A 26,746-nucleotide genomic window follows, 5' to 3' on the forward strand; every position below is an offset into this window, starting at 1 on the left:
TCTGCGTGGGAATATATATCCGGTTGAACCGGCTCTCTGCCGGGATGAGAGTAACTTATTATGGTTTTGGCGGTGTGTAGCCATCAATTTGTACATCTTTACCTTCAAACAGAAACTTTTCCATCTCCTGCTCCAGTAATTTGCGATGTTCCGGTTCCATCATGTTCAGTTTCTTTTCATTAATTAGCATCGTCTGCTTTCCCTGCCATTCGGCCCAGGCTTCTTTGGAGATATTGTCGAAAATTCGTTTACCCAGTTCTCCGGGATAAAGCTGAAAATCCAGACCTTCGGCTTCTTTTTGCAGACGGGTACAGAATACTATGCGACTCATATCTTCTCCTTGTTTAATGTTGTTCATTCAGCTCCGAAGGCAGGCTGTCTATAAGTTGTTTAACAGGCGCTGCCAGCCCGATTTTTTCCGGACAGATTAAGTTATACCAGAGACCTGTACCACCATCCATCACCAAATTTGGTGTTTGTTTCAGTTTTACCAGTATGGGAGTTATGTCCAGATGGTAGTGGCTGAAGGTATGGCGGAAGGCGATCAGTGGCCGGATTGTTTCGATATCGGATTCTTCCACAGACAGACGATCCAGTTGAGGAATAATCTCTGCACAGTGATGTTCTGGAAAACTGAACAGGCCTCCCCAGACCCCTGTTTCCGGTCTTTGTTCCAGCCAGATCTGATGATCACAATACAGGATCACGAACCAGGTCGCTTTTACCGGTTTTTCCTGTTTCGTCTTTTTGCCTGGGAACTCATCCTGACGTTGCTGTTTCTTTGCTTCACAGAGCGTTTCTACGGGACAGAGAGTACATTTTGGGCGGCTTCTGGTACAAACCATTGCTCCCATATCCATCATTGCCTGATTGTATTTGTCTGTATTTTCTGCCGGGGTATGTTCTTCTGACAGTTCCCATAGTCGGTTTTCCACTGGCTTTTTCCCTGGCCACCCTTCTACGGCAAAACAGCGGGCGAGGGTTCGCTTGACATTACCATCTAAAATAGCAAGAGGCTGTCGGTAGACCGATGAGAGAACGGCGGCAGCAGTAGAACGTCCGACACCGGGTAAAGCATGCATTTCATCAAGTGTGAGCGGAAATTCTCCCTGATATTGTTCCACGATAATTTTAGCTGCTTTATGCAGATTGCGAGCCCGGGCATAGTAGCCAAGCCCTGTCCACTGGTGCAGTACTTCATCCTGAGGGGCTTCTGCCAGTGCCTGTACAGTCGGGAATCTCTGCAGAAAACGTTCAAAGTAAGGGATCACCGTTGCTACTTGTGTCTGTTGCAGCATAATTTCCGACAGCCATACTCTGTAGGCATTTTTATTCTGTTGCCACGGCAGATTTTTCCGCCCGTATGTTTCGTACCAATCAAGAATGGCATTTGCAAATGGTGTCACAATTTTCTCTTTTGTTATTCTGTCCGGCAGCAAATTGCACCACACTTACCGGGATAAGTAAATTCCACTTGCATAGCGACGGTTTCTTTGGATAATCCCCGCTTTGATTGAACAATGAACAGGTATAAACAGGCAGAACCAATGAGTGAAGTGACCACTAACGAATACACTGAAGACGGCAAACTATTACGTAAAGTGCGCAGCTTTGTGCGTCGTGAAGGACGCTTAACCAAAGGCCAGGAACACGCACTGAAAGAGTGTTGGCCTGCGATGGGAGTTGATTATCAGAAACAGCTGCTGAACTGGCAGGAAGTGTTCGGTAACGATAATCCTGTGGTACTCGAAATTGGTTTTGGTATGGGGGCTTCTCTGGTTGAAATGGCTAAAAATGCACCGGAGAAAAACTTTATCGGTATCGAAGTGCATAGCCCTGGTGTTGGTGCTTGTCTTGCTGCGGCTCAGGAAGCCGGGCTGACTAACCTGCGAGTGATGTGCCATGATGCAGTGGAAGTCTTTGCGCATATGATTCCGGATGGTAGCCTGTCTACATTACAACTGTTTTTCCCTGATCCATGGCATAAAAAACGCCATCATAAGCGTCGTATCGTTCAGGCAGAATTTGCGGAAATGGTTCGCCAGAAGCTGATCCCGGGTGCTGGTATCTTCCATATGGCGACAGATTGGGAAAACTATGCTGAGCATATGATTGAAGTGATGAAAGCTGCTCCCTGTTACGAAAATACGGCAGAAGATGGGGATTATGTGCCACGTCCGGAAGAACGTCCGCTGACTAAGTTTGAAGCACGAGGTCATCGTTTAGGGCATGGTGTATGGGATATTAAGTTTAAGCGCGTAAGTTAAGACGAGATTACAGAGCGGACGCCGATCTCTTTATAAGATACTAGCCTTAGTCTGCTCTGCTTCCGGAAACAATGATATCGTCATTCCTGCGAAGGCAGGAATCTGGTTTAACTCAGCGAAATGCTTTGCTGCCTACACAAGGATGACGGTGATTTTGGGAATGACGATAGTCATCGGGGCGACAAATCTATATCATCTGGTCTTTAATCCCCAACAAACATCTCCAGCAAATCATTCAAAAACAGCTTACCTTTTTCTGTTACCTGCCAGTGGGTTTCTGTCTCTATGAGATAATCAGAGTTGAGAGCGTGACGGATTGTTGACTGGATTGTCTCCAGCGACAGACCAGTGCGGTCAGGAAAATCCTTTTTCGGACAAGCCTCTAACAGACGGAAACGATTCATAAAAAACTCAAACGGGCGATCTTCTTCTGCAACGTTGCTTTCTGTTTCCAGATAAGGCTTGAGCAGATTCAGATAACCCCGGGGGTGTTTTACCTTTGTGGTGCGGATAATGCGCCCGTCAGCAAAGCTGAGCTTGCCGTGTGCACCACATCCGATACCCAGATAATCACCGAAACGCCAGTAGTTCAGGTTATGCCGGCACTGATATCTCGGCTTGCTGTAGCCGGAAATCTCATACTGAACATAGCCAGCATCAGTCAGTTTTTGATGCCCTTGCTCGAAGATATCCCACAGTGCATCATCGTTTGGTAGTTGTGGTGGCTTAGAGTAGAACAGGGTATTCGGTTCTATAGTCAGCTGGTACCAGGAAAGGTGTGGTGGATTCAGTTCAATGGCTTTATCCAGATCCTTGAGTGCCTGTTCTGGAGTCTGATCCGGTAAGCCGTGCATCAGATCCAGATTAAAACTTTTCAGGCCAATACTGTGTGCCAGTTTAGCGGCATTGACGGCTTCATTCTGTCCGTGGATCCGCCCCAACTTCTGTAGTTTATCCTGCTCAAAGCTTTGAACACCGATAGAAATACGGGTCACCCCTTGTTTCCTGTAGTCGGCAAAACGCTGAGCCTCAATAGTACCGGGGTTGGCTTCCATGGTGATTTCAATCTCAGTCGCAAACGGGATCTGCTCTGCAACTCCCCGGAGTAACCTGCCGATCCCTTCGGGGGATACCAGACTGGGTGTACCACCACCGATAAAGATCGAGTGCAGCTTCCTGTTATCCTGTTCTAAGTGGTAGCGTTGACGGTCGAGACTCAGATCTTCCAGAAGAGCATCGATATACTGATCTTCCGGGATCTCAGATTTCATGGCATGCGAGTTGAAGTCGCAATACGGACATTTCTGTACACACCAGGGAATATGAATATACAGGCTGAGCGGAGGAAGGATTAACATAACAGTATTAAGATTGTCTTAATGTGGTAAATAACTGTTGAAGAGCCTTGCCCCGATGGGAAAGTTGTTTTTTCACTGCCGCTTCCAGCTCAGCAGAAGCACAGCCTTTTTCCGGAACAAAAAATACAGGATCATAACCAAAACCGTTGCTGCCGTGAGCTTCGGTCAGAATCCGTCCTTCCCAGATACCGTGGCAAACGATAGGGGTAGGGTCATCGGCGTGACGCATCATGACCAGAACACAGTGAAAGCGTGCTGTTCTTTCGGCTTCCGGTACATTACGCATATCATCAAGTAATTTATTCAGGTTATTCCGATCATTAGAGTCATTTCCTGCATAACGAGCCGAATAAATTCCCGGAGCCCCTTTCAGCGCATCGACTTCTAATCCTGAATCATCAGCAATAGCCGGTAAGCCGGTTTCTTTTGCTGCATGACGAGCCTTAATGATGGCATTTTCAATAAAGGTTGTACCTGTTTCGGCAACATCTGACACATTAAGTTCATTTTGTGCCAGTACCTCGAAACCGAAATCAGACAGCAAATCTGCCATCTCACGAACTTTACCCTGATTACCGGTAGCCAGAACGATTTTTGTCATGATGTTTTCTCTGAATATATAACTGTTGGAAATAGGTGTCTTATATTTGGGGTCAATAACGGGCATCCCTTGCAAGGCAGGGAGTAACTTAACTCGTATCCCCTGCTTATCCGCTTCTGCCCGCGTAGGGATGACCGGAATTAAAGTAATACTTCCACTTCTTTGGGAATCAGCTCCGGAGAGTGAATTCGCACCTGTTTGTGCCTGCCCAGTTCTCCTTTCTCGATATCAATCTGTCCCTTGGCAACCTTAAACTGCTTAGACAAATATTTCGTTAGATGACTGTTGGCTTTGCCGTCAACCGGAGGGGCAGTAATGGCTATTTTGAGTTCTTCACCGTGCAGTCCTACGATTTGATCCCGGCTGGCTTTGGGCTGGATATACAGCCTCAGGATCAGATCATCGTCATCGCGCCGTACCGCCGGGTTCTCTGTTTGAGACATTAGAGCTGATGCCAGACGGGGCCGACGATATCCCCCATCAGATAATTAGCAAACTGAAGTGCGATAAACAGCACCAGAACACTCAGATCCAGTCCCCCCATGGGTGGAATAATGCGGCGAATAGGGGCCAGCATAGGAGCCGTCAGTTGATGGAACACATATTCCATAGGGCTGCGCCCCTGACTGACCCAGCTCATAATTGCCTGCAGCAGCAGGATCCAGAACAGTAATCCGCCTGCAGCTTTTATCAGGGATAACAGACCAAGAAGCAGGAATTGTACACTCAGTACAGCAGAGCCTCCGGACAGCAGCATGACCATCAGAACAAACTTCATTACGCTCAGGAAATAAGCGAATAATAGTGTTGCCATATCGATAGGGCCGAGGGACGGAATAATACGTCTTAACGGACCGACAACCGGCTGGGTAGCTTTAACGATAAATTGGGAAAACGGGTTATAGAAATCGGCTCGCACCGCCTGCAACCAGATTCGCAGCAGAACCACCATAATATACAGATCAAGTACGGTGGATAATAAAAAATGTATCGAGTTCATGGGTTACCCTTTGTTCAGCTCGCTTAAAATAGCTTTTCCATCTCTTCGGCACGGTTAACTGCGGCCTGCATGGCTTTTGCCACAATATCGGAAAGTTGATGTTCGTTAAAGGTACGCAGCGCTTCGGCTGTTGTGCCACCTTTAGATGTTACCTGCTCTCTTAACACGGACAGTTCGGTATCCGGGTTGGCTACAACCATTGCCGCTGCCCCCAGCGCAGACTGCTGCACCAGCAAGCGGGCGGTATTCTGATCGAAACCTTGTGCAATCGCTTCTTTCTGCATTGCTTCCATAAACAGGAAGAAGTAAGCCGGAGCACTGCCTGCAGCAGCAATAACATTATTTATGCCTGATTCCTGATTAACCCAGCAAATTTCACCAACAGCCTGCATCAGCTCAGCGGCGAAGCGTTTATCTGCCGCTGAAACCGTTTCTGCTGCAAAGAGTCCGCTCATCCCTTTACTGACTAGTGCCGGGGTGTTTGGCATTACCCGTACCAGTTTCAGGTCTGTTTTCAGCAGCGCATTCAGCCTGGAAACGGATACTCCGGCTGCAATGGATATCACCAGCTTATCGGCAAAGTCCACTTCTGTAAAACCTTCACAGACGACCTGCATTAACTGAGGTTTTACCGCCAGAACCACAACATCAGCCTGCGTTGCTGCCGCTGAGTTATCTGCACTGGTGTTGATAGTGTACAGATTTGTCAGCAGGTCTCTCTGTTCCTGATTCGGGTCAGTGGCTGTTATCAGTTCTGCGGGATAACCGCTGGCAACCAGTCCGGCGATAATAGAGCGAGCCATATTCCCAGCGCCGATAAAGGCGATTTTTTTCTGTTGCATGATTTTTTCCTTAAATGGTCAGCCTGCTTTTAATCTCTGCTTGTGTAGTCTCTGGTACCAAAAATTGCGGTTCCAATACGAACCATGGTACTTCCTGCGGCAACGGCAGCCTCCATATCACCGCTCATACCCATCGATAAAGTATCCAGTTCAGTGTATTGTTCGGCTAGTTTTATTTTCAGTTCTGCCAGCTGTTTAAACGCTCTGAACTGAGAGTCATAGTCGGAAACATTGGCAGGGATCGACATCAATCCTCTTAACGTGAGGTTGGGAAGGCCGGAAATCAACTCGGCCAGAGCAAAAACTTCTGACTCATCAATGCCGGATTTGCTGGTTTCCCCACTAGTATTGACCTGAATAAGAACCTGCAACGGGGGTAACCCCTTAGGGCGTTGATCATTAAGTCTCTGGGCTACTTTTGCTCTGTCAACAGAGTGAACCCAGTCAAAATTTTCTGCAACCAGTCGGGTTTTATTGGATTGAAGTGGTCCTATAAAATGCCATTCTATTTTTGCATCCCTATAGTGTTCTGAAAAATAATGGATTTTATCTACACCTTCCTGAACATAGTTTTCACCGAAGGCTTTTTGTCCTGCCGCAAGGGCGGCGACAATGGCAGCGTTGGGTTTGGTCTTACTGACAGCCAAAAGTTGTACAGAATTTGGTTCTCGACCACACTTATGTTCAGTATTACGGATCTGTGTGGTGACCTGCTCAATATTTTGTTGAATACTACACATAGTTAGTTGACTTTATTAAGGATTGTAAATGGATATCGCCGAGTTACTGGAGTTTAGTGTAAAACATAATGCGTCAGATCTACATCTTTCTGCAGGAGTTCCTCCTATGGTAAGGATTGATGGCGACGTCAGAAAGCTTGGACTCCCTGCATTTGAACACTCAGAGGTACATCGTCTGGTGTTTGAAATTATGAACGATATGCAAAGAAGTGAGTTTGAAGAGAAACTGGAAGTCGATTTCTCATTCGAGCTACCTAAAATCGGTCGCTTCCGTGTCAATGCATTTCATCAGCGTCGTGGTTGTTCAGCCGTATTTCGTTCCATTCCTACAGACATCCCTACGCTGGAGCAACTGGATACACCGCAGATCTTCACGGATATTGCTAACTATGAAAAAGGGCTGGTACTGGTGACCGGGCCGACGGGTTCCGGTAAATCAACGACACTGGCGGCGATGGTGGACTACATTAACCGTAATTTCAATAAGCATATTCTGACTATTGAAGATCCGATCGAATTTGTACATCTGAATAACAAATGTCTGGTAAACCAGCGAGAGGTACACAGAGATACTCATAGTTTTAAAGCAGCACTGCGTTCTGCTCTGCGTGAGGATCCGGATGTTATACTGGTTGGGGAACTGCGTGATCAGGAAACGATCAGTCTGGCGCTCACAGCGGCTGAAACCGGGCATCTGGTATTCGGTACCCTGCACACCAGTTCAGCCGCCAAGACGATAGACCGGATTATCGATGTGTTTCCCGGTAGTGATAAAGGGATGGTGCGCTCTATGCTTTCTGAATCGCTGCGGGCAGTTATTGCCCAAAAATTATTGAAGCGTATTGGTGGTGGCCGGGTTGCCTGCCATGAAATTATGCTGGCAACCCCCGCTATCCGTAATCTGATCCGTGAAGACAAGGTGGCACAGATGTTTTCTATGATTCAGACGGGGTCGTCCGTCGGTATGCGCACCATGGAACAAAGTGCTAAACAGCTTATTGCTCAGGGTATTGTGGACTTTGAAGAAGTACAGAAGAAGGTTGAGATAGAAAGCTCACCGTTTTAATCGGTGACGAAAGAGGTATAAATGGAACTGAGTCAGATACTGGATGCGATGATTTCTTCCCGGGCATCGGATGTGTATATAACGGTGGGAGCACCTTGCCTGTTAAGGGTTGATGGTGAGCTAAAGCCGCTGGGAGTAGCGTTGAATGAAACGCAGGTAACGCAACTTCTGTATGCCATGATGGATAAAGAGCGGCAGCAGGAGTTTCATCAAAGCAAAGAAGCCAATTTTGCTATGGTAAAAGAAACGGGTCGGTTTCGGGTCAGTGCGTTTTATCAGCGTGAATTGCCGGGAGCAGTTTTACGTCGTATCGAAACGGAGATTCCGACGTTTGATGCATTGAAACTGCCTCCGGTGTTAAAGGAACTGTCTACGTCTAAACGGGGGCTGGTACTGGTAGTCGGTGCTACCGGATCCGGTAAGTCTACGACTATGGCTGCAATGACTGGATACCGGAATGCGAACCTTCCCGGGCATATTTTAACGGTAGAAGATCCGATAGAGTTTGTGCATGAACATAACCGCTGCATTATTACTCAGAGAGAAGTCGGGCTGGATACAGACAGTTATGAAATTGCACTGAAAAATTCACTGCGTCAGGCTCCGGATATGATTCTGATTGGTGAAATCCGTACCCGGGAAACCATGCAGTACGCAATGATGTTCGCTGAAACAGGCCATCTCTGTATGGCAACTCTGCATGCCAATAATGCTAATCAGGCACTAGAGCGTATTCTTCATCTGGTGCCTAAAGAGCAGAAAGAACAGTTTCTGTTTGATCTTTCTATGAATTTACGAGGGATCATCGGGCAGCAGCTAGTACGGGACAAACAGGGCAATGGGCGTCATGGTGTGTTTGAAATCTTGCTTAACACCCCAAGGGTATCGGATTTGATCCGCCGGGGTGAATTGCATGAACTGAAAAGCACCATGGCGAACTCGAATGAGACTGGCATGAAAACGTTTGATCAGTCGCTGTATGAATTGATTGTTGAGGAGAAGGTCGCTGAACAGGATGCCATGCACTGTGCTGATTCGGCTAATGACTTAAGGATGATGCTGAAAACAAAGCGTGGAGACAGCCAGAATCGCAGCATGCTGGATGGTGTGCAGATTGACATGGATTAACCATAAAGGTTCTCAAACCAGCTTTCGAGGATGACGACCGCAGATTGGCAGTCGATATTGCCTTTGCTTAATGCCTTGTATCCACCCATGGAAAACAAGTCTGCGCGGGCTTCTGCTGTTGAAAGTCTTTCATCGTGCAGTTCGACTGGCAGACCAAAACGTCCGTGCAGGCGGTTGGCAAATTTCCGGGCTCGGGGTGTGATGGTTTCCAGATCTTTGCCTTGCAGATCGGTGGGTAGTCCGACAATCAGTAGATCCGGCTGCCATTCTCTGATCTGTTTTTCAATTTCATCCCAGTTTGGGATCCCGTCTTTGGCTTTAAAGGCTTTCAGCGGTGTAGCTGTGCCGGTGATTGCCTGACCGATGGCACTACCAATACTTTTTGTGCCATAGTCAAAAGCCATGATGGTTTTTGATGTCATAATTGTCTGTCTGTTTTTTTATTTAAGTTATCTATCTGTTTTTATTTATGCATGTCCGGCTTCTGAGGACAATTGTGCGGGGTCAACCCCGAGCATTTCTAAAGCCTTATGCCAGCGTTCATGCACCGGAGTATTAAACATAACGTCCGGATCTGCTTGTACCGTCAGCCATGCATTTTCGGCCAGCTCTTTCTCCAGTTGTCCTGCTGTCCAGCCTGAATATCCCAGAGCGACTATATAATTTTTCGGCTCGGCTTCTGTCCCCAGAACTCCGAGGATATCTTTAGATGTCGTCACCGACAGATTATCCGTCATACGGATGCTGGAATGATAATCATCTTTGGGCTCGTGCAGGATAAAACCGCGATCTTCAGAGACAGGGCCGCCATTCAGTACCGGCATATTCAAATGTTCTTTATAGATCTTCGGATGGATCGATTCGACTTCTACCTGCTTCAGCATCCCGGCAACGGTGATGTCGATCGGGGCATTGATGATTAGCCCCATTGCACCTTCTTCATTATGCTCACAGATATAGATCACAGAACGATAGAAGAATGGATCCGTCATTCCGGGCATTGCGACTAGAAAGTGATTCGCCAGATTCATAATTTCTCCTCCCATCGTTCTCTGTACCTCATCTCCAACAGAATCTCAGATTATAGATTCAGACGGCGCTCAATAGCATCCATCAGTTTACCGGTAATTGAAATATCGAATTCTGCTTCTATCTCACGGATACAGGTCGGGCTGGTTACGTTTATTTCAGTCAACTTATCGCCAATGACGTCAAGTCCGACAAAGATCAGTCCTTTTTCTTTAAGTGTAGGCGCAACTGCTTCTGCGATCTTCCTGTCTGTGTCACTTAATGGTCTTGGTTCACCCCGGCCACCAGCTGCCAGATTACCGCGGGTTTCTCCCTGAGCCGGAATTCTGGCCAGGCAGTATGGCATGGGTTCACCATCAACAACCAGAATACGCTTATCGCCGTTACTGATATCCGGAATAAAAGCCTGAGCCATCGCGTAGTATTGGCCATGGTTGGTCAAAGCTTCAATAATCACCGATAGGTTCGGATCACCAGCTTTTACCCGGAAGATAGAGGCTCCTCCCATACCATCCAACGGCTTCAGAATGATATCACCGTGTTTTTCATAGAAGGCACGAATCTGCTTATCCTTACGGGTTACTATGGTTGTCGGTGTCAGTTCAGGGAACCATGCGGTAAATAATTTTTCGTTACAGTCGCGCAGACTCTGAGGTTTATTGACAATCAGAGTCCCTTTCTCTTCTGCCCGCTCAAGGATATAAGTCGCGTAGATATATTCGGTATCGAAAGGCGGATCCTTACGCATCAGCACTGCATCCAGCTCAGACAGCTCAATGGTCTGTTCTGATTTAAACTGGTACCAGTTGTCCGGATCTTCTTTAATTTCGACGATCTTCGTATCCGCGAAAGCTGTACCCTGATCCAGATGCAGATCGGCCATTTCCATGTAGTGGATTTCATAGCCACGTTTTTGAGCTTCCAGCATCATAGCAAAGGTTGAATCTTTTTTGATTTTGATGGATGAAATAGGATCCATCACTACGCCTAGTTTGATCATTATTTTCTCCTAATCAGCCCAGATCGCCGAAGCGAACCTGAAGTGCAGTGACGGCTGTCAGTGCCGCTGTTTCAGTACGCAGTACTCTCGGGCCCAGCAGTGTTTCTGCAAAGTGATATTTTTCTGTCATGGTGATCTCTTCCGCAGAGAGACCACCTTCCGGACCGATAAGCAGACGGACTCTGGAGACCGGTTCAGGAAGAGTATTGATAGAATACTGAGCGCGGGGATGCAGGTTGAGCTTCAGGGCATCATCTTCTTCAGCGCACCAGTCTTCCAGTGTCATAAGCGGGCGAACCTGAGGCACTATATTGCGTCCGCATTGTTCACAGGCGGCAATAGCAATTTTCTGCCATTGTGCCAGTTTTTTCTCGAAACGTTTGGGATCCAATTTTACGCCACAGCGTTCTGATATTAGCGGCGTAATGGTATTTACCCCCAGTTCGACGGATTTCTGGATGGTGAATTCCATTTTTTCCCCCCGGGAAACGACTTGTCCGAGATGGATATTCAGCGGGGATTCAGTGCTGTGTTCTGTGCGCTCTGAGAGTGTGACCTGAACGTGTTTTTTACTCACTTCGGTAATCGTCGCCGGAAACTCAGCACCACTGCCATCAAACAGCTGTACGTCCTGTCCCGGTTGCATGCGCAGTACTCGCCCTATATGGCCAGTCGCATCTTCACTGAGCATGACAGGACCCAGCGTGGTAATAGGTTCCGGGTGATAAATTCGGGGGATTCTCATTGCTGCTGATTCCGCAGGTTATTGTTAGTTCTCTTAACATGGATGCAGAGAGACCAAAAAACAAGGGGAAATAGCCGATGAACTCAGGAAAGCCTGCGACCGGTAAATACCAGTTCCTGACCACACTGACGGCACAGGTAGCGGTTCTCCTGTCGCAGTACTTTATTATGACGGCGGATGGTCAGGGCATGGCAGGTACATTCACACTGATATTCAAACGTTTTTCCCTGAACAGAATCAATAGCAAAGCGATGGGTGGTTTCCGGCTGCAGGGTAAAAACCTGTTGCATGATCTCCTGCCATTCCCTGCCGTGCGGGCGAACCCGCCCGTAAAGCTGATAGGTGAGTAAATGGGCTATTTCATGCGGAATAACTTCACTCAGAAATGCCAGTTTATTTTCCTGAAACAGAACCGGATTCAATCGGATCTCATTCAACTGCAGGTAAGCTTTGCCGGCTGTTTTACCTCGTAATCTAAACGATACTTCCGGTCGAGAAAAGTGACGCTGGAAAAAGGTTTCAGCCAGATGCAAGCAGTGGCTGAGCTGGTTTTCAATAGCATGAATGTCTGTAGTGGTCGGGGTAAAACAGTAACTCATTCGTCCCCTTTTTTTGCCAGCCGGGCAATACTTTCCAGACGAGATTTTACTTTTGGTGACGAAGCCATACTGGCTGTCGTCAGAATAGAGAGGGCTGCAGAATCAGACAAGGGGGGCCTTTTTTTCAGTTGCTTATGCTTTTCTTCCTGCTGACGGTATAGTGCAGGGTTGATTTTTATCTCTATACCACTCAGTCTGGCAAAACCGTTGGCCCTCAGATGGTTAAGAATAGAGAGTCTTTCGTAGTCGAGCTTCATTTTTATTGCGGCACTCGCAGTTTCAATGATCAGAATCCCTTCACGAATATTGGCCGCCCGGCACTGTTCTGTTGTTCCTTTCGGCAGCAAAGGCATCAGTAACCGGTTCAGTCGATTGATCTGGCTTGCATGTTCCTGTAATAACTGCAGCTTACTGTCGGAAATAATCGCTTCTGTTGACGTGGGTCGATGATCGCGCATAAATGACTCGTAGTATAAATGTACTTCCAGTGTAATGAAGTGTGAAGACTCAGTCTACAGGGGCAGGCGGCCATTGAAGGGATACATCAAGCGAATTTATGCAGAAAACACTAACTTGCTCAAACTAATGGTATTCCTGATGGTTGTTAGCTGGATAATCCCTTATTATAGGTGCCGTTTTGTTTCAATTTGAAAGATACACAGCCATCAGGCTTGAAAACAGTCTCTCTGGTCGCCATATCGGAACCATAGGATTCATATCAGTATTCTTAGTTTAGAGACTGACCGTATTTAAGTAGTATCAGTGAGTGGTTATCTTCAAAATAGAGACCGTTCAGGAAAGTAACAAGAGATCCATAGCAGATGATAACTAAGCTACTGACCAAAGTAATTGGCAGCCGTAATGACCGAACTTTGCGGCGTTTAAGAAAAATTGTAAAAGAAATTAATAACTATGAGCCGGATTTTGAAGCTCTATCTGATGAGCAGCTTAAAGCAAAAACGGTAGAATTCCGTGAACGTTTAGAGCAGGGCGAAACGTTGGATCAGCTTCTTCCTGAAGCATTTGCCACCGTACGTGAAGCGTCTAAGCGTGTTTTCGGCATGCGGCATTTTGATGTTCAGCTTATCGGCGGTATGGTACTGAATTCCGGTCAGATCGCAGAGATGCGTACAGGTGAAGGTAAAACACTGACCGCCACCTTACCGGCTTATCTGAATGCATTGCCTGGTAAAGGTGTTCATATCGTTACCGTGAACGATTATCTGGCTAAGCGGGATGCGGAAACCAACCGTGCCTTATTTGAGTTTCTTGGTATGACGGTTGGCGTTAACGTACCTAATATGGCTCCGCCAGAGAAACAGGCTGCTTATAAGGCTGATATCCTCTACGGTACTAACAATGAATTTGGTTTCGACTATCTGCGTGACAATATGGCTTTCCGCAAGGAAGATCGTGTTCAGCGCGCACGTTTCTTCGCCGTCGTCGATGAAGTTGACTCGATTCTGATCGACGAAGCGCGAACACCACTGATTATCTCCGGTCCTGCAGAAGACAGTTCCGAATTGTATACCCGCATTAACACCTTGATCCCTTCTTTGCAAAAGCAGGATAAGGAAGATACGGAAGAGTATCGCGGGGATGGTCACTATACTGTAGATGAAAAATCCAAACAGGTTTATCTGACAGAAACCGGTCAAGAGTTTGTCGAAGAACTGATGGTGAGCAACGGTCTGATGGCTGAAGGCGATACCTTGTATTCTCCGGCGAATATCAGCCTGCTTCATCACGTGAATGCAGCACTGCGTGCACATGTCTTGTTTGAAAAAGATGTCGATTATATTGTAAAAGACGGTGAAGTTATCATCGTTGATGAGCATACCGGACGTACTATGCCGGGACGTCGCTGGTCAGAAGGTTTGCATCAGGCTGTGGAAGCAAAAGAAGGAGTCCGGATCCAGAATGAAAACCAGACACTAGCTTCGATCACATTCCAGAACTATTTCCGTCTGTATGAAAAACTGTCCGGTATGACTGGTACGGCAGATACGGAAGCTTTTGAATTCCAACAAATCTATGGCCTGGAAACAGTGGTTATTCCAACCAATAAGCCGATGATCCGTGATGATATGGCGGATATGGTTTATCGTACTGAAGCTGAAAAATTCAGTGCCATTATTGAAGATATTAAGCTGCGAGTGGAAAAAGGTCAGCCGGTACTGGTGGGGACGGTTTCTATCGAAAAATCGGAACTGCTTTCTAATGCACTGAAAAAAGCCAAGATAAAACATAACGTACTGAACGCTAAATTTCATGAACAGGAAGCGGATATTGTTGCCTTTGCCGGTTCTGCTGGTGCAGTAACGATCGCGACTAATATGGCCGGTCGTGGTACCGATATCGTTCTGGGCGGTAGCTGGCAGTCTGAAGTGGCTAAACTGGATAATCCAACGGATGCTCAAATAGCTCAGCTTAAGGCTGACTGGAAAGTTGAACATGAAAAAGTGCTGGCAGCGGGTGGCCTGCATATTATTGGTACTGAGAGACATGAATCCCGTCGTATAGATAACCAGTTGCGTGGTCGTTCCGGTCGTCAGGGAGATCCGGGCTCTTCCCGTTTCTATCTGTCTATGGAAGATACCTTGTTGCGTATTTTTACTTCTGATCGTATGGCCGGTCTTATTCAGAGTGGCATGAGTGAAGGTGAAGCGATTGAAAGTCGCATGTTGTCGCGTTCGATTGAAAAAGCACAGCGCAAAGTTGAAGGCCGTAACTTTGATATTCGTAAGCAACTGCTGGATTACGATGATGTGGCTAACGATCAGCGTAAGGTCGTGTACGAGCTGCGTGATGAGCTGATGGAGACGGATGATATCAGTGATATGCTGCAGCAGAATCGGGAAGATGTCTTTATGGCGGTAATCGATGAGTATATTCCGCCACAGTCTCTGGAAGATATGTGGGATATTCCGGGGCTGAGCGAACGCCTGAAAAATGATTTTGATCTGGATCTGGCTATTCAGTCCTGGCTGGATGAAGATGATAAACTGTATGAAGAAGCCTTGCGTGAAAAAATCCTGACAGCAGCTGTTGATATCTATAACAGTAAAGAAGAAGCGGTCGGTGCTGACGTGCTGCGTAACTTCGAAAAATCAGTTATGTTGCAGACTCTGGATAATCTGTGGAAAGAACATCTGGCGGCAATGGATCATCTTCGTCAGGGTATTCATCTGCGTGGTTATGCACAAAAGAACCCGAAACAGGAATATAAACGTGAGTCGTTTGAATTGTTTGAAGGTTTACTGGACGCGCTGAAGATGGATGTGATTACCATCCTGAGTAAAGTTCGCGTACAGCAGCAGGAAGAAGTCGAACGTATGGAAGCGCAGCGTCGTGCTCAGGCAGAAGAAGCCGCTCGTCGTCAGCAGTTCCAGCATCAGGATGCTGGTCAGATGGGTAGTAATGCGGAAGAAGATGCAGAAGCTCCGGCGCAGCCTGTCGTGCGGGAAGGCCAGAAAATTGGTCGCAATGACCCGTGTCCTTGTGGCTCCGGGAAAAAATATAAGCAGTGCTGCGGTAAACTGAGTTAAATACAGCTCTGAAGTACGAGACAGAAGCCTGTTAACTTGATTGTTGACAGGCTTTTTTATGAAACATGGAGAGAAAGATGCAACGTCTTCATATTGCTGCTGCAATTATTCTCAATGCAGAAAAAGAGCAGGTATTTATTACCAAACGTCCGGATAAGGTGCATAAAGGCGGTTGCTGGGAATTTCCCGGAGGGAAAGTTGAGGCGGGTGAAACGGCAGAGCAGGCGACTGTCCGGGAGCTGTTTGAAGAAGTCGGGATCCATGTAACCGAGTTATATCATTTCCAGTCACTAGAATATGATTATCCGGAAAAGTCGTTAGCTTTTGATTTTTTTGCTGTTACGAACTTTAACGAGCAACCGTATGGAAAAGAAGGTCAGAGAGGTGAGTGGGTGCCGATAACAGATTTGATGCATTATGATTTTCCTGAAGCCAATATCCCTGTGCTGGAGCGGGTGATTGCGGAGTTTTCTTAATTTTCCCTTTCCCTTTGATAACCCGGCGCTTTTGCGTTAGATTGGTGCAACCCCTAACAAACGGAGATTTACGCAATGGTTCGAATTGCGATTGCAGGAGCAGCAGGCCGTATGGGCCGCAATTTAGTCAAAGCTACCTACCATAATCATCAGGCTTCAGTGGGTGCAGCGTCTGAGCGATCGGAGTCTTCTTTAATTGGTGTGGATGTTGGCGAGCTGTGCGGAGAAGGACACTTCGATATTTCTCTTGTCGATGATCTGGAAAAAACGATTGCCAATTTTGATGTTATTATTGATTTTACCGCTCCGAAAAGCACGATAGCCAATCTTGAACTGTGTAAAAAACATGGCAAGAAGATGGTTATAGGTACTACCGGTTTTTCTGAGCAGGAAAAGCAACTGATTGATAAAGCCGCAGAGCAGGTACCCTTGATTATGGCGCCTAACTATAGCGTAGGTGTTAATCTGGTGTTTAAGTTGCTGGAAAAAGCTGCCAGGGTGATGGGTGATTACTGTGATATCGAAATTATAGAGGCACATCACCGGTATAAAGTGGATGCTCCTTCCGGAACGGCTCTTGGTATGGGTGAGGCTATTGCCGGGGCTATGGGGAACAAGCTTAGCGATGTTGCCGTGTATGCCCGGGAAGGGATAACCGGTGAACGTTCAAACAATGAGATTGGTTTTGCTACTATCCGTGCCGGTGATATTGTTGGTGAGCATACCGCTATGTTTGCAGATATCGGTGAACGCGTGGAGATCACTCATAAGGCCACTGACAGGATGACGTTTGCTAATGGTGCGGTTAAAGCCGCTATTTGGCTAAATGATAAACCGGCTGGTCTTTATTCCATGACAGATGTTCTGGGATTAAATGAGATATAACCCGGTTTCTTATCTTCAAACTGAAAACACATAATTATGCGCCAGATTTATCTGGCGTTTCTTTTGCTCGTAGCAAACAACTTTACAGTTAACTGAGTGAATTATTTCTGTTTGTGGCTGATTTTCTGTTTGTTATCGTGTCGATAGGTCTTTTTTTGGTGGAGATATCCAAAAGTCTAGGTTATTTCTGGTTAGGTAACGTTTGCGTGGGTGTTGTTAGTGAAAAGATAAAAAAGGGTATGATTTTCCATTTGGTTGAAAGAATTCTCACAAAAAAAGCCGGTGATAACTATAATTAAGTTGTTTTTTTAGAGGTTTGTGGTCTGATTTGTCTTATTGGTGAAGAAAGTGCATATATTCTTCCGGGTTAAATATTGACATACATCACATCGATCACTAAAATGCCGCCAATTTACCTGAATTCCAAGGAATGGTTTCTTTTTGGTTTAAAGTAAGGTAATTTGCAATTTAAATTAAAATTTATGCATTTTTATTCTGGAGGTTGTCTTGAGTAAGTCAGCATTGCTAGTCCTGGAAGACGGGACGGTATTCCACGGAACATCCATTGGAGCAGATGGTTCATCCGTTGGAGAAGTCGTTTTTAACACCTCGATGACGGGGTATCAGGAAATACTCACCGATCCTTCTTATTCACAACAAATTGTTACTCTTACTTATCCTCATATAGGCAATACCGGTACTAATACTGAAGATGAAGAATCCTCTTCTATTCATGCTCAAGGCCTTGTGATCCGCGATCTTCCTCTTATAGCTTCCAACTTCCGTAATGAACAATCTCTTTCTGATTATCTGAAATCACAGAATATTGTGGGTATCGCAGATATCGATACTCGTAAGCTGACACGTATTCTACGTGAAAAAGGTGCTCAGAATGGCTGTATTCTGGCCGGTACTAATCTGGATGAAGCTCTGGCTCTGGCTAAAGCGAAAGAGTTTCCGGGGCTGAAAGGTATGGATCTGGCGAAAGAAGTTACCACGCAGGAAGCCTATCAGTGGAAACAAGGTTCATGGACCCTGGAACAGGGACTTCCTGAGGCTAAAGATGATAGTGAACTGCCATACCATGTCGTCGCCTACGATTTCGGTGCGAAACGTAATATTCTGCGTATGCTGGTGGATCGTGGCTGTCGTCTGACAGTCGTACCGGCGCAAACTCCGGCGGAAGATGTTCTGGCACTGAGTCCGGATGGTGTATTCCTGTCTAATGGTCCGGGTGACCCGGCTCCTTGTACCTATGCCATAGAAGCAACGAAAACATTTCTGGAGAAGGGGGTACCGGTTTTCGGTATCTGTCTTGGACACCAGATCCTGGCTCTGGCTTCCGGTGCCCAGACTGTAAAAATGAAATTTGGCCACCATGGAGCTAACCATCCGGTAAAAGATCTGGATCGGGATGTGGTGATGATTACTTCTCAGAATCATGGTTTTGCAGCCGATGAAGCCACATTACCGGCCAATCTGCGTGCTACGCATAAATCTCTGTTCGATGGTTCTTTGCAGGGTATTCATCGTACGGACAAACCGGCGTTCAGTTTTCAGGGACATCCGGAGGCGAGTCCGGGTCCACATGATGCAGCACCGCTATTTGACCACTTTATTGAATTAATTCAGCAGCACAAAGCGTAACTGGAGTAGTAAAAATGCCAAAACGTACTGATATAAAAAGCATTCTGATTCTCGGTGCTGGTCCTATTGTTATCGGCCAGGCTTGTGAGTTTGACTACTCTGGTGCTCAAGCGTGTAAAGCGCTGCGTGAAGAGGGTTACCGCGTTATTCTGGTAAACTCTAACCCGGCGACAATCATGACAGACCCGGATATGGCCGATGCGACCTACATTGAGCCAATCAACTGGGAAGTTGTCCGTAAGATCATCGAGAAAGAGCGTCCGGATGCTGTTCTACCGACGATGGGGGGACAGACTGCTCTGAACTGTGCCTTGGATCTGGAACGTGAAGGTGTGCTGAAAGAGTTCGGTGTTGAGATGATCGGTGCAACGGCAGATGCAATTGATAAAGCGGAAGATCGTTCTCGTTTCGATGCCGCCATGAAGTCAATTGGCCTTGAGTGCCCGCGTGCAGATACAGCTAAGACGATGGACGAAGCCTACAAGGTTCTGGATATGGTCGGCTTCCCATGTATCATCCGTCCTTCTTTTACGATGGGGGGGACCGGTGGCGGTATCGCTTATAACAAAGAAGAGTTTGAAGAGATCTGCCGTCGTGGTTTGGATCTGTCTCCAACCAACGAACTGCTGATCGATGAATCTCTGATCGGCTGGAAAGAGTACGAGATGGAAGTGGTCCGCGATAAAGCGGATAACTGTATCATTGTCTGTTCTATCGAAAACTTCGACCCAATGGGTATCCATACCGGTGACTCTATTACAGTGGCTCCAGCACAAACGCTAACAGACAAAGAATATCAGTTGATGCGTAATGCCTCTCTGGCAGTACTGCGTGAGATTGGTGTTGAAACCGGTGGCTCAAACGTACAGTTTGGTATCAACCCGAAAGATGGCCGTATGGTTATCATTGAGATGAACCCGCGTGTATCCCGCTCTTCTGCTCTGGCATCAAAAGCAACGGGTTTCCCGATTGCGAAAGTTGCGGCTAAACTGGCCGTTGGTTTCACGCTGGATGAACTGATGAACGATATTACTGGTGGCGCAACACCGGCATCATTCGAACCAACGATCGACTACGTAGTCACTAAAATTCCTCGCTTTAACTTCGAAAAATTTGCCGGTGCCAATGATCGCCTGACGACTCAGATGAAGTCTGTGGGTGAGGTAATGGCTATCGGCCGTAACCAGCAGGAATCACTACATAAAGCTCTGCGTGGTCTGGAAGTAGGGGTAAACGGTTTTGATGAAATGGTTGATCTGGATCAGCCGGATGCTCTGACTAAAATCCGCCATGAGCTGAAAGAAGCCGGTGCTGAGCGTATCTGGTACATTGCGGATGCATTCCGTGCCGGTATGTCTGTAGACGGTATCTTTAATCTGACGCAGATTGATCGTTGGTTCCTGGTTCAGATTGAAGAACTGGTTCAGATGGAACAGACCGTTAAAGCGGGCGGTTTTGCTGGCCTGACTGACGAAGTTTTGCGTAAGATGAAGCGTAAAGGCTTCTCTGATGCCCGTTTGTCTGATTTGCTGGGCGTTGCGGAAAGTGAAATTCGTCGTCTGCGTGAGCAGTTCAACATTCATCCGGTCTACAAGCGCGTGGACACCTGTGCGGCTGAATTCTCGTCCGATACTGCTTATATGTACTCTTCTTATGATGAAGAGTGTGAAGCGAATCCGACAGACAAAGACAAAATCATGGTATTGGGCGGTGGCCCGAACCGTATCGGTCAGGGTATCGAGTTTGATTACTGCTGTGTACACGCATCTCTTGCTCTGCGTGAAGACGGTTACGAAACGATCATGGTTAACTGTAACCCTGAGACGGTTTCTACTGACTACGATACATCAGACCGTCTGTATTTTGAGCCGGTAACACTGGAAGATGTATTGTCTATCGTCCGTGTTGAAAAACCGAAAGGGGTCATTGTGCAGTATGGTGGTCAGACTCCGCTGAAACTGGCTCGTGCTCTGGAAGCTGCCGGTGTACCGATTATCGGTACCAGTCCTGATGCGATTGACCGTGCTGAAGACCGTGAACGTTTCCAGTCTGCGGTTAACCGTTTAGGCCTGCTACAGCCGGAGAATGCGACTGTAACGACAATGGAACAGGCGATTGAGAAGTCTAAAGATATAGGTTTTCCTCTGGTCGTTCGCCCTTCATATGTTCTGGGTGGTCGTGCGATGGAAATCGTTTATGACGAGCAGGATCTGCGTCGTTACTTTAACGAAGCTGTTAGCGTATCAAACGAATCTCCGGTACTGCTGGATCGTTTCCTGGATGATGCGACAGAAGTGGATATCGATGCGATTTGTGACGGTGAACGCGTCGTTATCGGTGGTATTATGGAGCACATCGAACAGGCGGGTGTTCATTCCGGTGACTCAGCATGTTCACTGCCAGCTTATACTCTGAGCAAAGAAATTCAGGATGTGATGCGTGAGCAGGTTGAAAAACTGGCATTTGAGTTGGGTGTTCGCGGCCTGATGAATACGCAGTTTGCTGTTAAAGATAACGAAGTTTATCTGATTGAAGTGAATCCGCGAGCTGCGCGTACGGTTCCTTTCGTATCGAAAGCAACGGGTGCTCCGCTGGCGAAAATTGCAGCTCGGGTAATGGCTGGTCAGTCTCTTGAGCAACAAGGCTTCACGAAAGAGATCATTCCGCCATATTACTCCGTGAAAGAAGTTGTACTGCCATTTAACAAGTTCCCGGGTGTTGACCCGTTGCTTGGTCCTGAAATGCGTTCTACTGGAGAAGTCATGGGTGTAGGCCCGACGTTTGCTGAAGCTTACGCTAAAGCAGAACTAGGGTGCGGAAGTATTTATCCTGAAGGCGGAAGGGCATTGCTTTCTGTGAGAAATGACGACAAGCAGCGTGTGGTTGATCTGGCGTCTAAACTGACCAAGCTGGGCTATAAGCTGGATGCGACTCATGGTACAGCAGTGATTCTTGGTGAAGCTGGTATTAACCCTCGTTTGGTTAACAAAGTACATGAAGGCCGCCCGCATATTCTTGACCGTATTAAGAACAATGAATACACCTATATCGTGAATACGGCTGCAGGCCGTCAGGCGATTGAGGATTCAAAAGTTCTGCGCCGGGGGGCTCTGGCCGAGAAAGTGAATTACACGACAACGCTGAATGCTGCATTTGCGACCTGTATGGCGCATACGGCTGATGCCCGCAATGAAGTTACTTCAGTGCAGGAACTGCATGCAAAGATAAAAGCTCAAGCTTAACTTTGCAGAGTGCATAAAGGAAAAGGGAGGCGTTGTATGCCTCCCTTTTTTATGACAGTTGGGAAACTATAACCTGATAGCCCTCATGCTCTTTGGACGGAATAAAGTCCAGATAATTTTTAATGCTCTTTAGCGCATCATCCTGATAATGAGACACATACAGAAGCTGACAAAGGTTTTCTTCGGCAATTAATTCCAGTGTATTCATTACCAGCTTCCTGCCAAGGAAATCCAGCCCCTGATAAGGTTCATCCAGAATAAGGAAAGCGGGCTGCTTAACGATAGCCCGTGCGATAAGGAGCAGTCGTTGCTGTCCGTATTCCAGCGCTCTGAACGAGGTATTGCCTAGTTCTGCCATATGCAGAATTTTCAGCCATTCTCTCGCAATACTGATTTCTCGTTTAGAGGGGTTTTGATACAGGCCGATAGAATCATAGAAGCCGGACAGGATCACATCCAGAGCACTGCAACTTACCCGATATTGAAGATGCAGGGCTGAAGAGACGAGACCAATGTGCTTTTTGATTTCCCAGATAGTTTCTCCGGATCCTCTTTGTTTGCCAAAGATCTGAATATCGTTGCTGTAACATTGCGGATGGTCGCCAAAGATCAGCCCTAGAAGGGTGCTTTTACCGCATCCATTTGGTCCGCGAACTTGCCAGTGTTCGCCTTTATTTATTCGCCAGTTTATGTCGGTAAAAATTGTTTTGTCGGTATACGCGACTTTTCCATCGGTAAGCTGAAATACCGGATCTGATAAGTCAGAGCTGTGCTTGTGCCTCTGGATAAGAGCCAGCATCTCCTGACTGCGTTGCTGCGATAACGCTTTGAGCTGTGAGATAATAGGGTGGTTATCCCAGTCTTGCTTGGGCATGGTGTCTTCTAGCTTGCCCTGATTGAAGATCGCGACCTGATCTATCCAGTCAGGCATCTCTTCTTCTCGGGAAACGATCACCAGCATCTGAACAGTGCTGGATAATTCCCTCAGGTAATTTGCCAGTGTGCGTCTGTGTACAATATCTAAACCGGCATAAGGCTCATCTAATACTAAAAGCTCTGGTTTTTCTGCCAGTGCTCTGGCGAGCATCAGGCGGCGGGTTTCACCGGTAGACAGTAGCCGGAAGCCGCTCTCCTGTAAGTGTATCAGGTCGAGGTCCTTGATCAGGTTCCGAGTCAGTGATCTATCCTTACACTGCTGGTAAATCAGCTCATAGACAGTTGTGCCGGTATCCGGTTGATCCATAAAATCAGTATCATCGTTTGCCAGTTCAGTCTCCAGCAAGCGTTGTTGTTCTGCCAGAGAGACCTGAGCTACACCGGTAGCGCCTGAATGAAATCCCCCTGAAACCTCTAGAGGTTTTCCACAAACCAAGTCCCCAAGTAATGAGCCAATATCACCAACGGTACTGAATATCCCCCAGGATTGTTTATCTTTGATAATCCAGTCGCTTATATCAAGATCAAAGGTGGTACCTGAGGCTTTAAATTGCTTAAATTGTATGTTCATATTCGTTAACGTTTCCCTGTTTCTTTTACCTTACTACAGGATAAATTGTTGACCTAACCCCAAATGCGCCACAAGAACCGGAGTGAAGAAATAAAATTATTATACAGGTGTGGACACTGTATGAATCAACAGTATAATGATTCAAGATTAAGAACAGATACCCGGTTGTCGAAGCAGAAGATGACCGGAAATGAATAAATGTTGGAGAAAGTAATGGACGAGAACAAACAGAAGGCTCTCGCAGCAGCACTGGGTCAGATTGAAAAGCAATTCGGTAAAGGCTCTATCATGCGTCTTGGTGATAACCGCACCATGGATGTTGAAACCATTTCAACCGGTTCTCTTGCTCTGGATATCGCTCTGGGTGCAGGTGGTCTGCCGATGGGACGTATCGTCGAAATCTATGGCCCGGAAAGTTCAGGTAAAACGACGCTGACGCTGGAGCTGATTGCAGCAGCACAGCGTGTTGGTAAAACCTGTGCCTTTGTTGATGCGGAACATGCACTGGATCCAATTTACGCGGCCAAACTGGGCGTTAATATTGATGAATTGCTGGTTTCCCAGCCAGATACCGGCGAACAGGCTCTGGAAATCTGTGATGCACTTGCCCGTTCCGGTGCAGTTGATGTATTGGTCGTCGACTCGGTTGCAGCACTGACGCCAAAAGCAGAAATCGAAGGTGAGATGGGAGATAGTCATATGGGGTTACAGGCTCGTATGCTTTCTCAGGCGATGCGCAAACTGACTGGTAACCTTAAGCAGTCCAACTGTATGTGTATCTTCATTAACCAGATTCGAATGAAAATTGGTGTGATGTTCGGCAATCCTGAAACTACAACGGGTGGTAATGCCCTTAAATTTTATGCTTCTGTTCGTCTGGATATCCGTCGTACCGGTTCTATCAAGGATGGTGATGAAGTTGTGGGCAACGAAACCCGCATTAAGGTCGTGAAGAATAAAATTGCAGCACCATTTAAGCAGGCGGAGACACAGATTTTGTATGGTCAGGGTTTTAACCGGGAAGGTGAACTTATTGACCTTGGTGTCAAGAATAAGTTGGTAGAAAAAGCCGGGGCATGGTACAGCTATAAAGGCGATAAAATTGGTCAGGGTAAGGCCAATGCTTGTAAGTTCCTGAAAGAACATCCTGACGCTGCCACAGAGATTGACACAAAATTACGTGAACTGTTGCTGGCACCAGTAAAAGTAGAAGAGACGGCAGAAGCGGCATCAGCGGTTGATACCGGAACTGAAGCCGAGTAATTTTATACACAAGCCTGCTGTCTCTGGTAATTCCGTTCCCATGCTTTGTGTGGGAACGTATATATTTCAATATCATTATGTCCTCTTATACCGCCTTAGAAACTGCCATATATCTTCTTGCCCGTCGTGACCACGGACAGTTTGAACTGACACAAAAGCTGCTCATAAAAGGCTATACAGAAGATGATGTTCATCATGCTGTAAGTTATTGCCGGGAAAATCACTATCAGGATGACTTGCGTTACGCACACAGCCAGGTGCGGCAGCATATATCAAAAGGGCATGGGGAAAGGCGTATCCGGCAGGAGTTACAGCAGAAAAGAGTCGATGACGATATTATTGAACAGGTATTAACTGATGAAAGTCCTGACTGGTTTGAGCTGGCTCGGGTGGTAGCCAGAAAAAAATTCAGGGGAATAAAAGCGATGGATCAGAAAGAATATGCACGACAGGTAAGGTTTCTGCAGTATCGTGGCTTCAGTTTTGACCAGATTGGATATGCTTTGAACAATTCAGATGAGGATATCTAAATAGAAAAATTCTGATAAGATGTAAAACATTGTAAAAATTTTAGAGTTTTTGCGTGTAATAATGCAATCTTGTACACGCCCGAAAAGACGAACAAAACCTGGGCTAGGAGTATTAATTTATGTTGAAGGTCTACCCTTTCTTTCGCCACACTGTTATTGCAGTGGGTTTATCTGTGGCACTAACCGGATGTCAGCCTGATGAAACGGAAAAAGCAAGTGCTGCCGCTGCTCATCAGCCACAGGCTGTTGCGGTTGATGTTGTCAGTGTAACACAGCAATCTTTACGACTAACTACAACCCTGCCGGGGCGAACCAGCGCCTACCGTATCGCAGAAGTCCGCCCTCAGGTTCAGGGGATTATTATCAAACGTCTTTTTGTTGAAGGCAGCCTGGTACAAAAAGGTGACGTACTTTATCAAATTGATCCTGCTACTTATGAAGTTGCTCTGGAAAGTGCAGAAGCAAGTCTTGCCTCAGCTGAAGCAACCCTGGAAAGATATGAACTGCAGCTAGAGCGGTATAAGAATCTGCTGAAAAAGAAAGCAGTCAGCCAGCAGGACTATGTTGATGTAGAAGCTACCTATAAAGAAGCCCGGGCGTCAGTATTGTCTGCAGAAGCTCAGGTAAAATCAGCACGTATTAATCTGGATTATACCCAGATTACCGCACCGATTAGCGGTCGGATCGGACGTTCTTTTGTCACTGAAGGTGCTTTGGTTACTGCCAGTCAGACCGATTATCTGGCCAGAATTCAGCAATTGGATCCTCTGTATGTAGACCTTTCTCAGTCCGGTAATGATTTGGTTCGTTTACGGCAGAAGACCGGTGAGCAGAGTGATAAGCTGGCCGGTATTGCTTTATCTCTGGATGACGGAACAAAGATCGAACAGGAAGCAACATTGCAGTTTGCTGATGTCACTGTTGATGAAGGAACCGGAACGGTTAACCTGCGAGCGATTGTACCCAACCCGAACCGTACCCTGTTGCCGGGTATGTATATTCGGGCTGATGTTCCGGTAGATTATCGTGCCGATGCAATACTGGTTCCTCAGCTTGCGGTAACCCGTGATGTAACTGGTCGTGCACATGTCATGATCGTAAATGCGGAAAATAAAGTAGAAGACAGAGTTATCGAAACCAGTCAGGTAGTGAAATCTCAATGGCTTGTTGAATCCGGACTGAATGCCGGGGAAAAAGTGATTGTAAGCGGGCTGCAAAAAGTTGGTGTTGGCAGTTCTGTTGTTGCTCATCTAACTGGTGCGGAAGAATAATT

At 46.7% G+C, this 26,746-nt stretch carries 26 protein-coding genes; 11 read left to right on the plus strand and 15 right to left on the minus strand.

The window, feature by feature from the left end; translation table 11 throughout:
• Positions 1-58 precede the first annotated feature (58 nt).
• Positions 59-331: an oxidative damage protection protein gene (locus tag CSW98_RS12860; protein WP_100800924.1), complete on the minus strand. Its 273-nt coding sequence runs from the start codon at positions 329-331 to the stop codon at positions 59-61.
• 13 nt (positions 332-344) lie between these two features.
• On the minus strand, positions 345-1,406 hold the full coding sequence (gene mutY / locus CSW98_RS12865; protein ID WP_100800925.1) for an A/G-specific adenine glycosylase: 1,062 nt from the start codon (positions 1,404-1,406) through the stop codon (positions 345-347).
• Positions 1,407-1,547: 141 nt separating this feature from the next.
• Here mutY and trmB point away from each other — a divergent pair, with 141 nt between their 5' ends.
• Positions 1,548-2,267: a tRNA (guanosine(46)-N7)-methyltransferase TrmB gene (trmB, locus tag CSW98_RS12870; protein WP_100800881.1), complete on the plus strand. Its 720-nt coding sequence runs from the start codon at positions 1,548-1,550 to the stop codon at positions 2,265-2,267.
• Positions 2,268-2,470: 203 nt separating this feature from the next.
• Here trmB and hemW read toward each other — a convergent pair whose 3' ends face one another.
• From hemW to CSW98_RS12900, 6 genes are all read right to left on the minus strand, one after another.
• Positions 2,471-3,625, minus strand: coding sequence for a radical SAM family heme chaperone HemW (hemW, locus tag CSW98_RS12875; protein ID WP_100800882.1), 1,155 nt, complete (start codon positions 3,623-3,625; stop codon positions 2,471-2,473).
• 7 nt (positions 3,626-3,632) lie between these two features.
• Positions 3,633-4,226 (minus strand): XTP/dITP diphosphatase, encoded by a 594-nt coding sequence (locus tag CSW98_RS12880; RefSeq protein ID WP_100800926.1) that lies wholly within the window; start codon positions 4,224-4,226, stop codon positions 3,633-3,635.
• A 140-nt stretch (positions 4,227-4,366) separates the two neighbouring features.
• Entirely contained in the window at positions 4,367-4,669 is a 303-nt protein-coding gene (gene yggU, locus CSW98_RS12885; RefSeq protein ID WP_100800883.1) for a DUF167 family protein YggU, read from the minus strand.
• Positions 4,669-5,226 carry a YggT family protein gene (locus CSW98_RS12890; RefSeq protein WP_100800884.1) on the minus strand — a complete coding sequence of 186 codons (558 nt, stop codon included), beginning with the start codon at positions 5,224-5,226 and terminating at the stop codon, positions 4,669-4,671. The genes yggU and CSW98_RS12890 overlap by 1 nt, the downstream gene beginning before the upstream one ends.
• A 23-nt stretch (positions 5,227-5,249) precedes the next feature.
• Positions 5,250-6,068: a pyrroline-5-carboxylate reductase gene (gene proC, locus CSW98_RS12895; RefSeq protein WP_100800885.1), complete on the minus strand. Its 819-nt coding sequence runs from the start codon at positions 6,066-6,068 to the stop codon at positions 5,250-5,252.
• 29 nt (positions 6,069-6,097) lie between these two features.
• The gene (locus CSW98_RS12900) at positions 6,098-6,808 is read right to left on the minus strand and encodes a YggS family pyridoxal phosphate-dependent enzyme (RefSeq protein WP_100800886.1); all 711 of its coding nucleotides are present in this window, start codon (positions 6,806-6,808) and stop codon (positions 6,098-6,100) included.
• 28 nt (positions 6,809-6,836) lie between these two features.
• Here CSW98_RS12900 and CSW98_RS12905 point away from each other — a divergent pair, with 28 nt between their 5' ends.
• On the plus strand, positions 6,837-7,874 hold the full coding sequence (locus CSW98_RS12905; RefSeq protein ID WP_100800887.1) for a type IV pilus twitching motility protein PilT: 1,038 nt from the start codon (positions 6,837-6,839) through the stop codon (positions 7,872-7,874).
• A gap of 21 nt (positions 7,875-7,895) precedes the next feature.
• Positions 7,896-9,002, plus strand: a complete 1,107-nt coding sequence (locus CSW98_RS12910; protein WP_100800888.1) for a PilT/PilU family type 4a pilus ATPase — start codon at positions 7,896-7,898, stop codon at positions 9,000-9,002.
• Here the strand turns inward: CSW98_RS12910 and ruvX are convergent.
• From ruvX to CSW98_RS12940, 6 genes are all read right to left on the minus strand, one after another.
• On the minus strand, positions 8,999-9,424 hold the full coding sequence (gene ruvX / locus CSW98_RS12915; protein ID WP_100800889.1) for a Holliday junction resolvase RuvX: 426 nt from the start codon (positions 9,422-9,424) through the stop codon (positions 8,999-9,001). The two genes, CSW98_RS12910 and ruvX, sit on opposite strands and share 4 nt — an antisense overlap.
• A gap of 45 nt (positions 9,425-9,469) precedes the next feature.
• Positions 9,470-10,033 carry a YqgE/AlgH family protein gene (locus CSW98_RS12920; RefSeq protein ID WP_100800927.1) on the minus strand — a complete coding sequence of 188 codons (564 nt, stop codon included), beginning with the start codon at positions 10,031-10,033 and terminating at the stop codon, positions 9,470-9,472.
• A gap of 50 nt (positions 10,034-10,083) precedes the next feature.
• On the minus strand, positions 10,084-11,031 hold the full coding sequence (gene gshB, locus CSW98_RS12925) for a glutathione synthase (RefSeq protein ID WP_100800890.1): 948 nt from the start codon (positions 11,029-11,031) through the stop codon (positions 10,084-10,086).
• Positions 11,032-11,044: 13 nt separating this feature from the next.
• Positions 11,045-11,776, minus strand: a complete 732-nt coding sequence (gene rsmE, locus CSW98_RS12930) for a 16S rRNA (uracil(1498)-N(3))-methyltransferase (protein ID WP_100800891.1) — start codon at positions 11,774-11,776, stop codon at positions 11,045-11,047.
• A gap of 83 nt (positions 11,777-11,859) precedes the next feature.
• On the minus strand, positions 11,860-12,375 hold the full coding sequence (locus tag CSW98_RS12935; protein ID WP_100800892.1) for a SprT family zinc-dependent metalloprotease: 516 nt from the start codon (positions 12,373-12,375) through the stop codon (positions 11,860-11,862).
• The gene (locus CSW98_RS12940; protein WP_100800893.1) at positions 12,372-12,833 is read right to left on the minus strand and encodes a DUF721 domain-containing protein; all 462 of its coding nucleotides are present in this window, start codon (positions 12,831-12,833) and stop codon (positions 12,372-12,374) included. Before CSW98_RS12940 ends, CSW98_RS12935 begins: the two co-directional genes overlap by 4 nt.
• Before the next feature lie 363 nt (positions 12,834-13,196).
• Between CSW98_RS12940 and secA the strand changes: the two genes are divergently transcribed.
• From secA to carB, 5 genes are all read left to right on the plus strand, one after another.
• On the plus strand, positions 13,197-15,923 hold the full coding sequence (gene secA, locus CSW98_RS12945) for a preprotein translocase subunit SecA (protein ID WP_100800894.1): 2,727 nt from the start codon (positions 13,197-13,199) through the stop codon (positions 15,921-15,923).
• 77 nt (positions 15,924-16,000) lie between these two features.
• The gene (gene mutT / locus CSW98_RS12950) at positions 16,001-16,399 is read left to right on the plus strand and encodes an 8-oxo-dGTP diphosphatase MutT (protein WP_100800895.1); all 399 of its coding nucleotides are present in this window, start codon (positions 16,001-16,003) and stop codon (positions 16,397-16,399) included.
• Between the two features lie 75 nt (positions 16,400-16,474).
• The gene (dapB, locus tag CSW98_RS12955; protein WP_100800896.1) at positions 16,475-17,284 is read left to right on the plus strand and encodes a 4-hydroxy-tetrahydrodipicolinate reductase; all 810 of its coding nucleotides are present in this window, start codon (positions 16,475-16,477) and stop codon (positions 17,282-17,284) included.
• 507 nt (positions 17,285-17,791) lie between these two features.
• A complete protein-coding gene (carA, locus tag CSW98_RS12960) occupies positions 17,792-18,931 on the plus strand; it encodes a glutamine-hydrolyzing carbamoyl-phosphate synthase small subunit (RefSeq protein ID WP_100800897.1) in 1,140 nt (379 codons plus the stop codon).
• Between the two features lie 14 nt (positions 18,932-18,945).
• A complete protein-coding gene (gene carB / locus CSW98_RS12965) occupies positions 18,946-22,173 on the plus strand; it encodes a carbamoyl-phosphate synthase large subunit (protein ID WP_100800898.1) in 3,228 nt (1,075 codons plus the stop codon).
• Between the two features lie 49 nt (positions 22,174-22,222).
• Here carB and modF read toward each other — a convergent pair whose 3' ends face one another.
• A complete protein-coding gene (gene modF / locus CSW98_RS12970; protein ID WP_100800899.1) occupies positions 22,223-23,680 on the minus strand; it encodes a molybdate ABC transporter ATP-binding protein ModF in 1,458 nt (485 codons plus the stop codon).
• Between the two features lie 213 nt (positions 23,681-23,893).
• On the opposite strand from modF, the gene recA reads away from it, so the two are divergent.
• From recA to CSW98_RS12985, 3 genes are all read left to right on the plus strand, one after another.
• Complete coding sequence (gene recA / locus CSW98_RS12975) at positions 23,894-24,943, plus strand: recombinase RecA (protein ID WP_100800928.1); 1,050 nt, start codon at positions 23,894-23,896, stop codon at positions 24,941-24,943.
• A gap of 77 nt (positions 24,944-25,020) precedes the next feature.
• Complete coding sequence (gene recX / locus CSW98_RS12980; protein ID WP_100800900.1) at positions 25,021-25,473, plus strand: recombination regulator RecX; 453 nt, start codon at positions 25,021-25,023, stop codon at positions 25,471-25,473.
• Between the two features lie 119 nt (positions 25,474-25,592).
• Positions 25,593-26,744, plus strand: coding sequence for an efflux RND transporter periplasmic adaptor subunit (locus CSW98_RS12985; RefSeq protein WP_100800901.1), 1,152 nt, complete (start codon positions 25,593-25,595; stop codon positions 26,742-26,744).
• Positions 26,745-26,746: the final 2 nt, after the last annotated feature.

It is taken from the genome of Vibrio sp. HA2012 (genome assembly GCF_002812955.1).
Classification (GTDB): Bacteria; Pseudomonadota; Gammaproteobacteria; order Enterobacterales; family Vibrionaceae; genus Vibrio.

Coding starts and splice junctions, on each gene's coding strand:
- CSW98_RS12935 (WP_100800892.1), bottom strand. CDS start 12,375: ATGAGTTACTGTTTTACCCCGACCACTACAGACATTCATGCTATTGAA.
- CSW98_RS12905 (WP_100800887.1), top strand. CDS start 6,837: ATGGATATCGCCGAGTTACTGGAGTTTAGTGTAAAACATAATGCGTCA.
- CSW98_RS12940 (WP_100800893.1), bottom strand. CDS start 12,833: ATGCGCGATCATCGACCCACGTCAACAGAAGCGATTATTTCCGACAGT.
- yggU (WP_100800883.1), bottom strand. CDS start 4,669: ATGTCTCAAACAGAGAACCCGGCGGTACGGCGCGATGACGATGATCTG.
- ruvX (WP_100800889.1), bottom strand. CDS start 9,424: ATGACATCAAAAACCATCATGGCTTTTGACTATGGCACAAAAAGTATT.
- secA (WP_100800894.1), top strand. CDS start 13,197: ATGATAACTAAGCTACTGACCAAAGTAATTGGCAGCCGTAATGACCGA.
- dapB (WP_100800896.1), top strand. CDS start 16,475: ATGGTTCGAATTGCGATTGCAGGAGCAGCAGGCCGTATGGGCCGCAAT.
- recX (WP_100800900.1), top strand. CDS start 25,021: ATGTCCTCTTATACCGCCTTAGAAACTGCCATATATCTTCTTGCCCGT.
- CSW98_RS12880 (WP_100800926.1), bottom strand. CDS start 4,226: ATGACAAAAATCGTTCTGGCTACCGGTAATCAGGGTAAAGTTCGTGAG.
- CSW98_RS12900 (WP_100800886.1), bottom strand. CDS start 6,808: ATGTGTAGTATTCAACAAAATATTGAGCAGGTCACCACACAGATCCGT.
- rsmE (WP_100800891.1), bottom strand. CDS start 11,776: ATGAGAATCCCCCGAATTTATCACCCGGAACCTATTACCACGCTGGGT.
- hemW (WP_100800882.1), bottom strand. CDS start 3,625: ATGTTAATCCTTCCTCCGCTCAGCCTGTATATTCATATTCCCTGGTGT.
- modF (WP_100800899.1), bottom strand. CDS start 23,680: ATGAACATACAATTTAAGCAATTTAAAGCCTCAGGTACCACCTTTGAT.
- trmB (WP_100800881.1), top strand. CDS start 1,548: ATGAGTGAAGTGACCACTAACGAATACACTGAAGACGGCAAACTATTA.
- CSW98_RS12890 (WP_100800884.1), bottom strand. CDS start 5,226: ATGAACTCGATACATTTTTTATTATCCACCGTACTTGATCTGTATATT.
- mutT (WP_100800895.1), top strand. CDS start 16,001: ATGCAACGTCTTCATATTGCTGCTGCAATTATTCTCAATGCAGAAAAA.
- carB (WP_100800898.1), top strand. CDS start 18,946: ATGCCAAAACGTACTGATATAAAAAGCATTCTGATTCTCGGTGCTGGT.
- CSW98_RS12910 (WP_100800888.1), top strand. CDS start 7,896: ATGGAACTGAGTCAGATACTGGATGCGATGATTTCTTCCCGGGCATCG.
- gshB (WP_100800890.1), bottom strand. CDS start 11,031: ATGATCAAACTAGGCGTAGTGATGGATCCTATTTCATCCATCAAAATC.
- CSW98_RS12860 (WP_100800924.1), bottom strand. CDS start 331: ATGAGTCGCATAGTATTCTGTACCCGTCTGCAAAAAGAAGCCGAAGGT.
- CSW98_RS12985 (WP_100800901.1), top strand. CDS start 25,593: ATGTTGAAGGTCTACCCTTTCTTTCGCCACACTGTTATTGCAGTGGGT.
- CSW98_RS12920 (WP_100800927.1), bottom strand. CDS start 10,033: ATGAATCTGGCGAATCACTTTCTAGTCGCAATGCCCGGAATGACGGAT.
- proC (WP_100800885.1), bottom strand. CDS start 6,068: ATGCAACAGAAAAAAATCGCCTTTATCGGCGCTGGGAATATGGCTCGC.
- recA (WP_100800928.1), top strand. CDS start 23,894: ATGGACGAGAACAAACAGAAGGCTCTCGCAGCAGCACTGGGTCAGATT.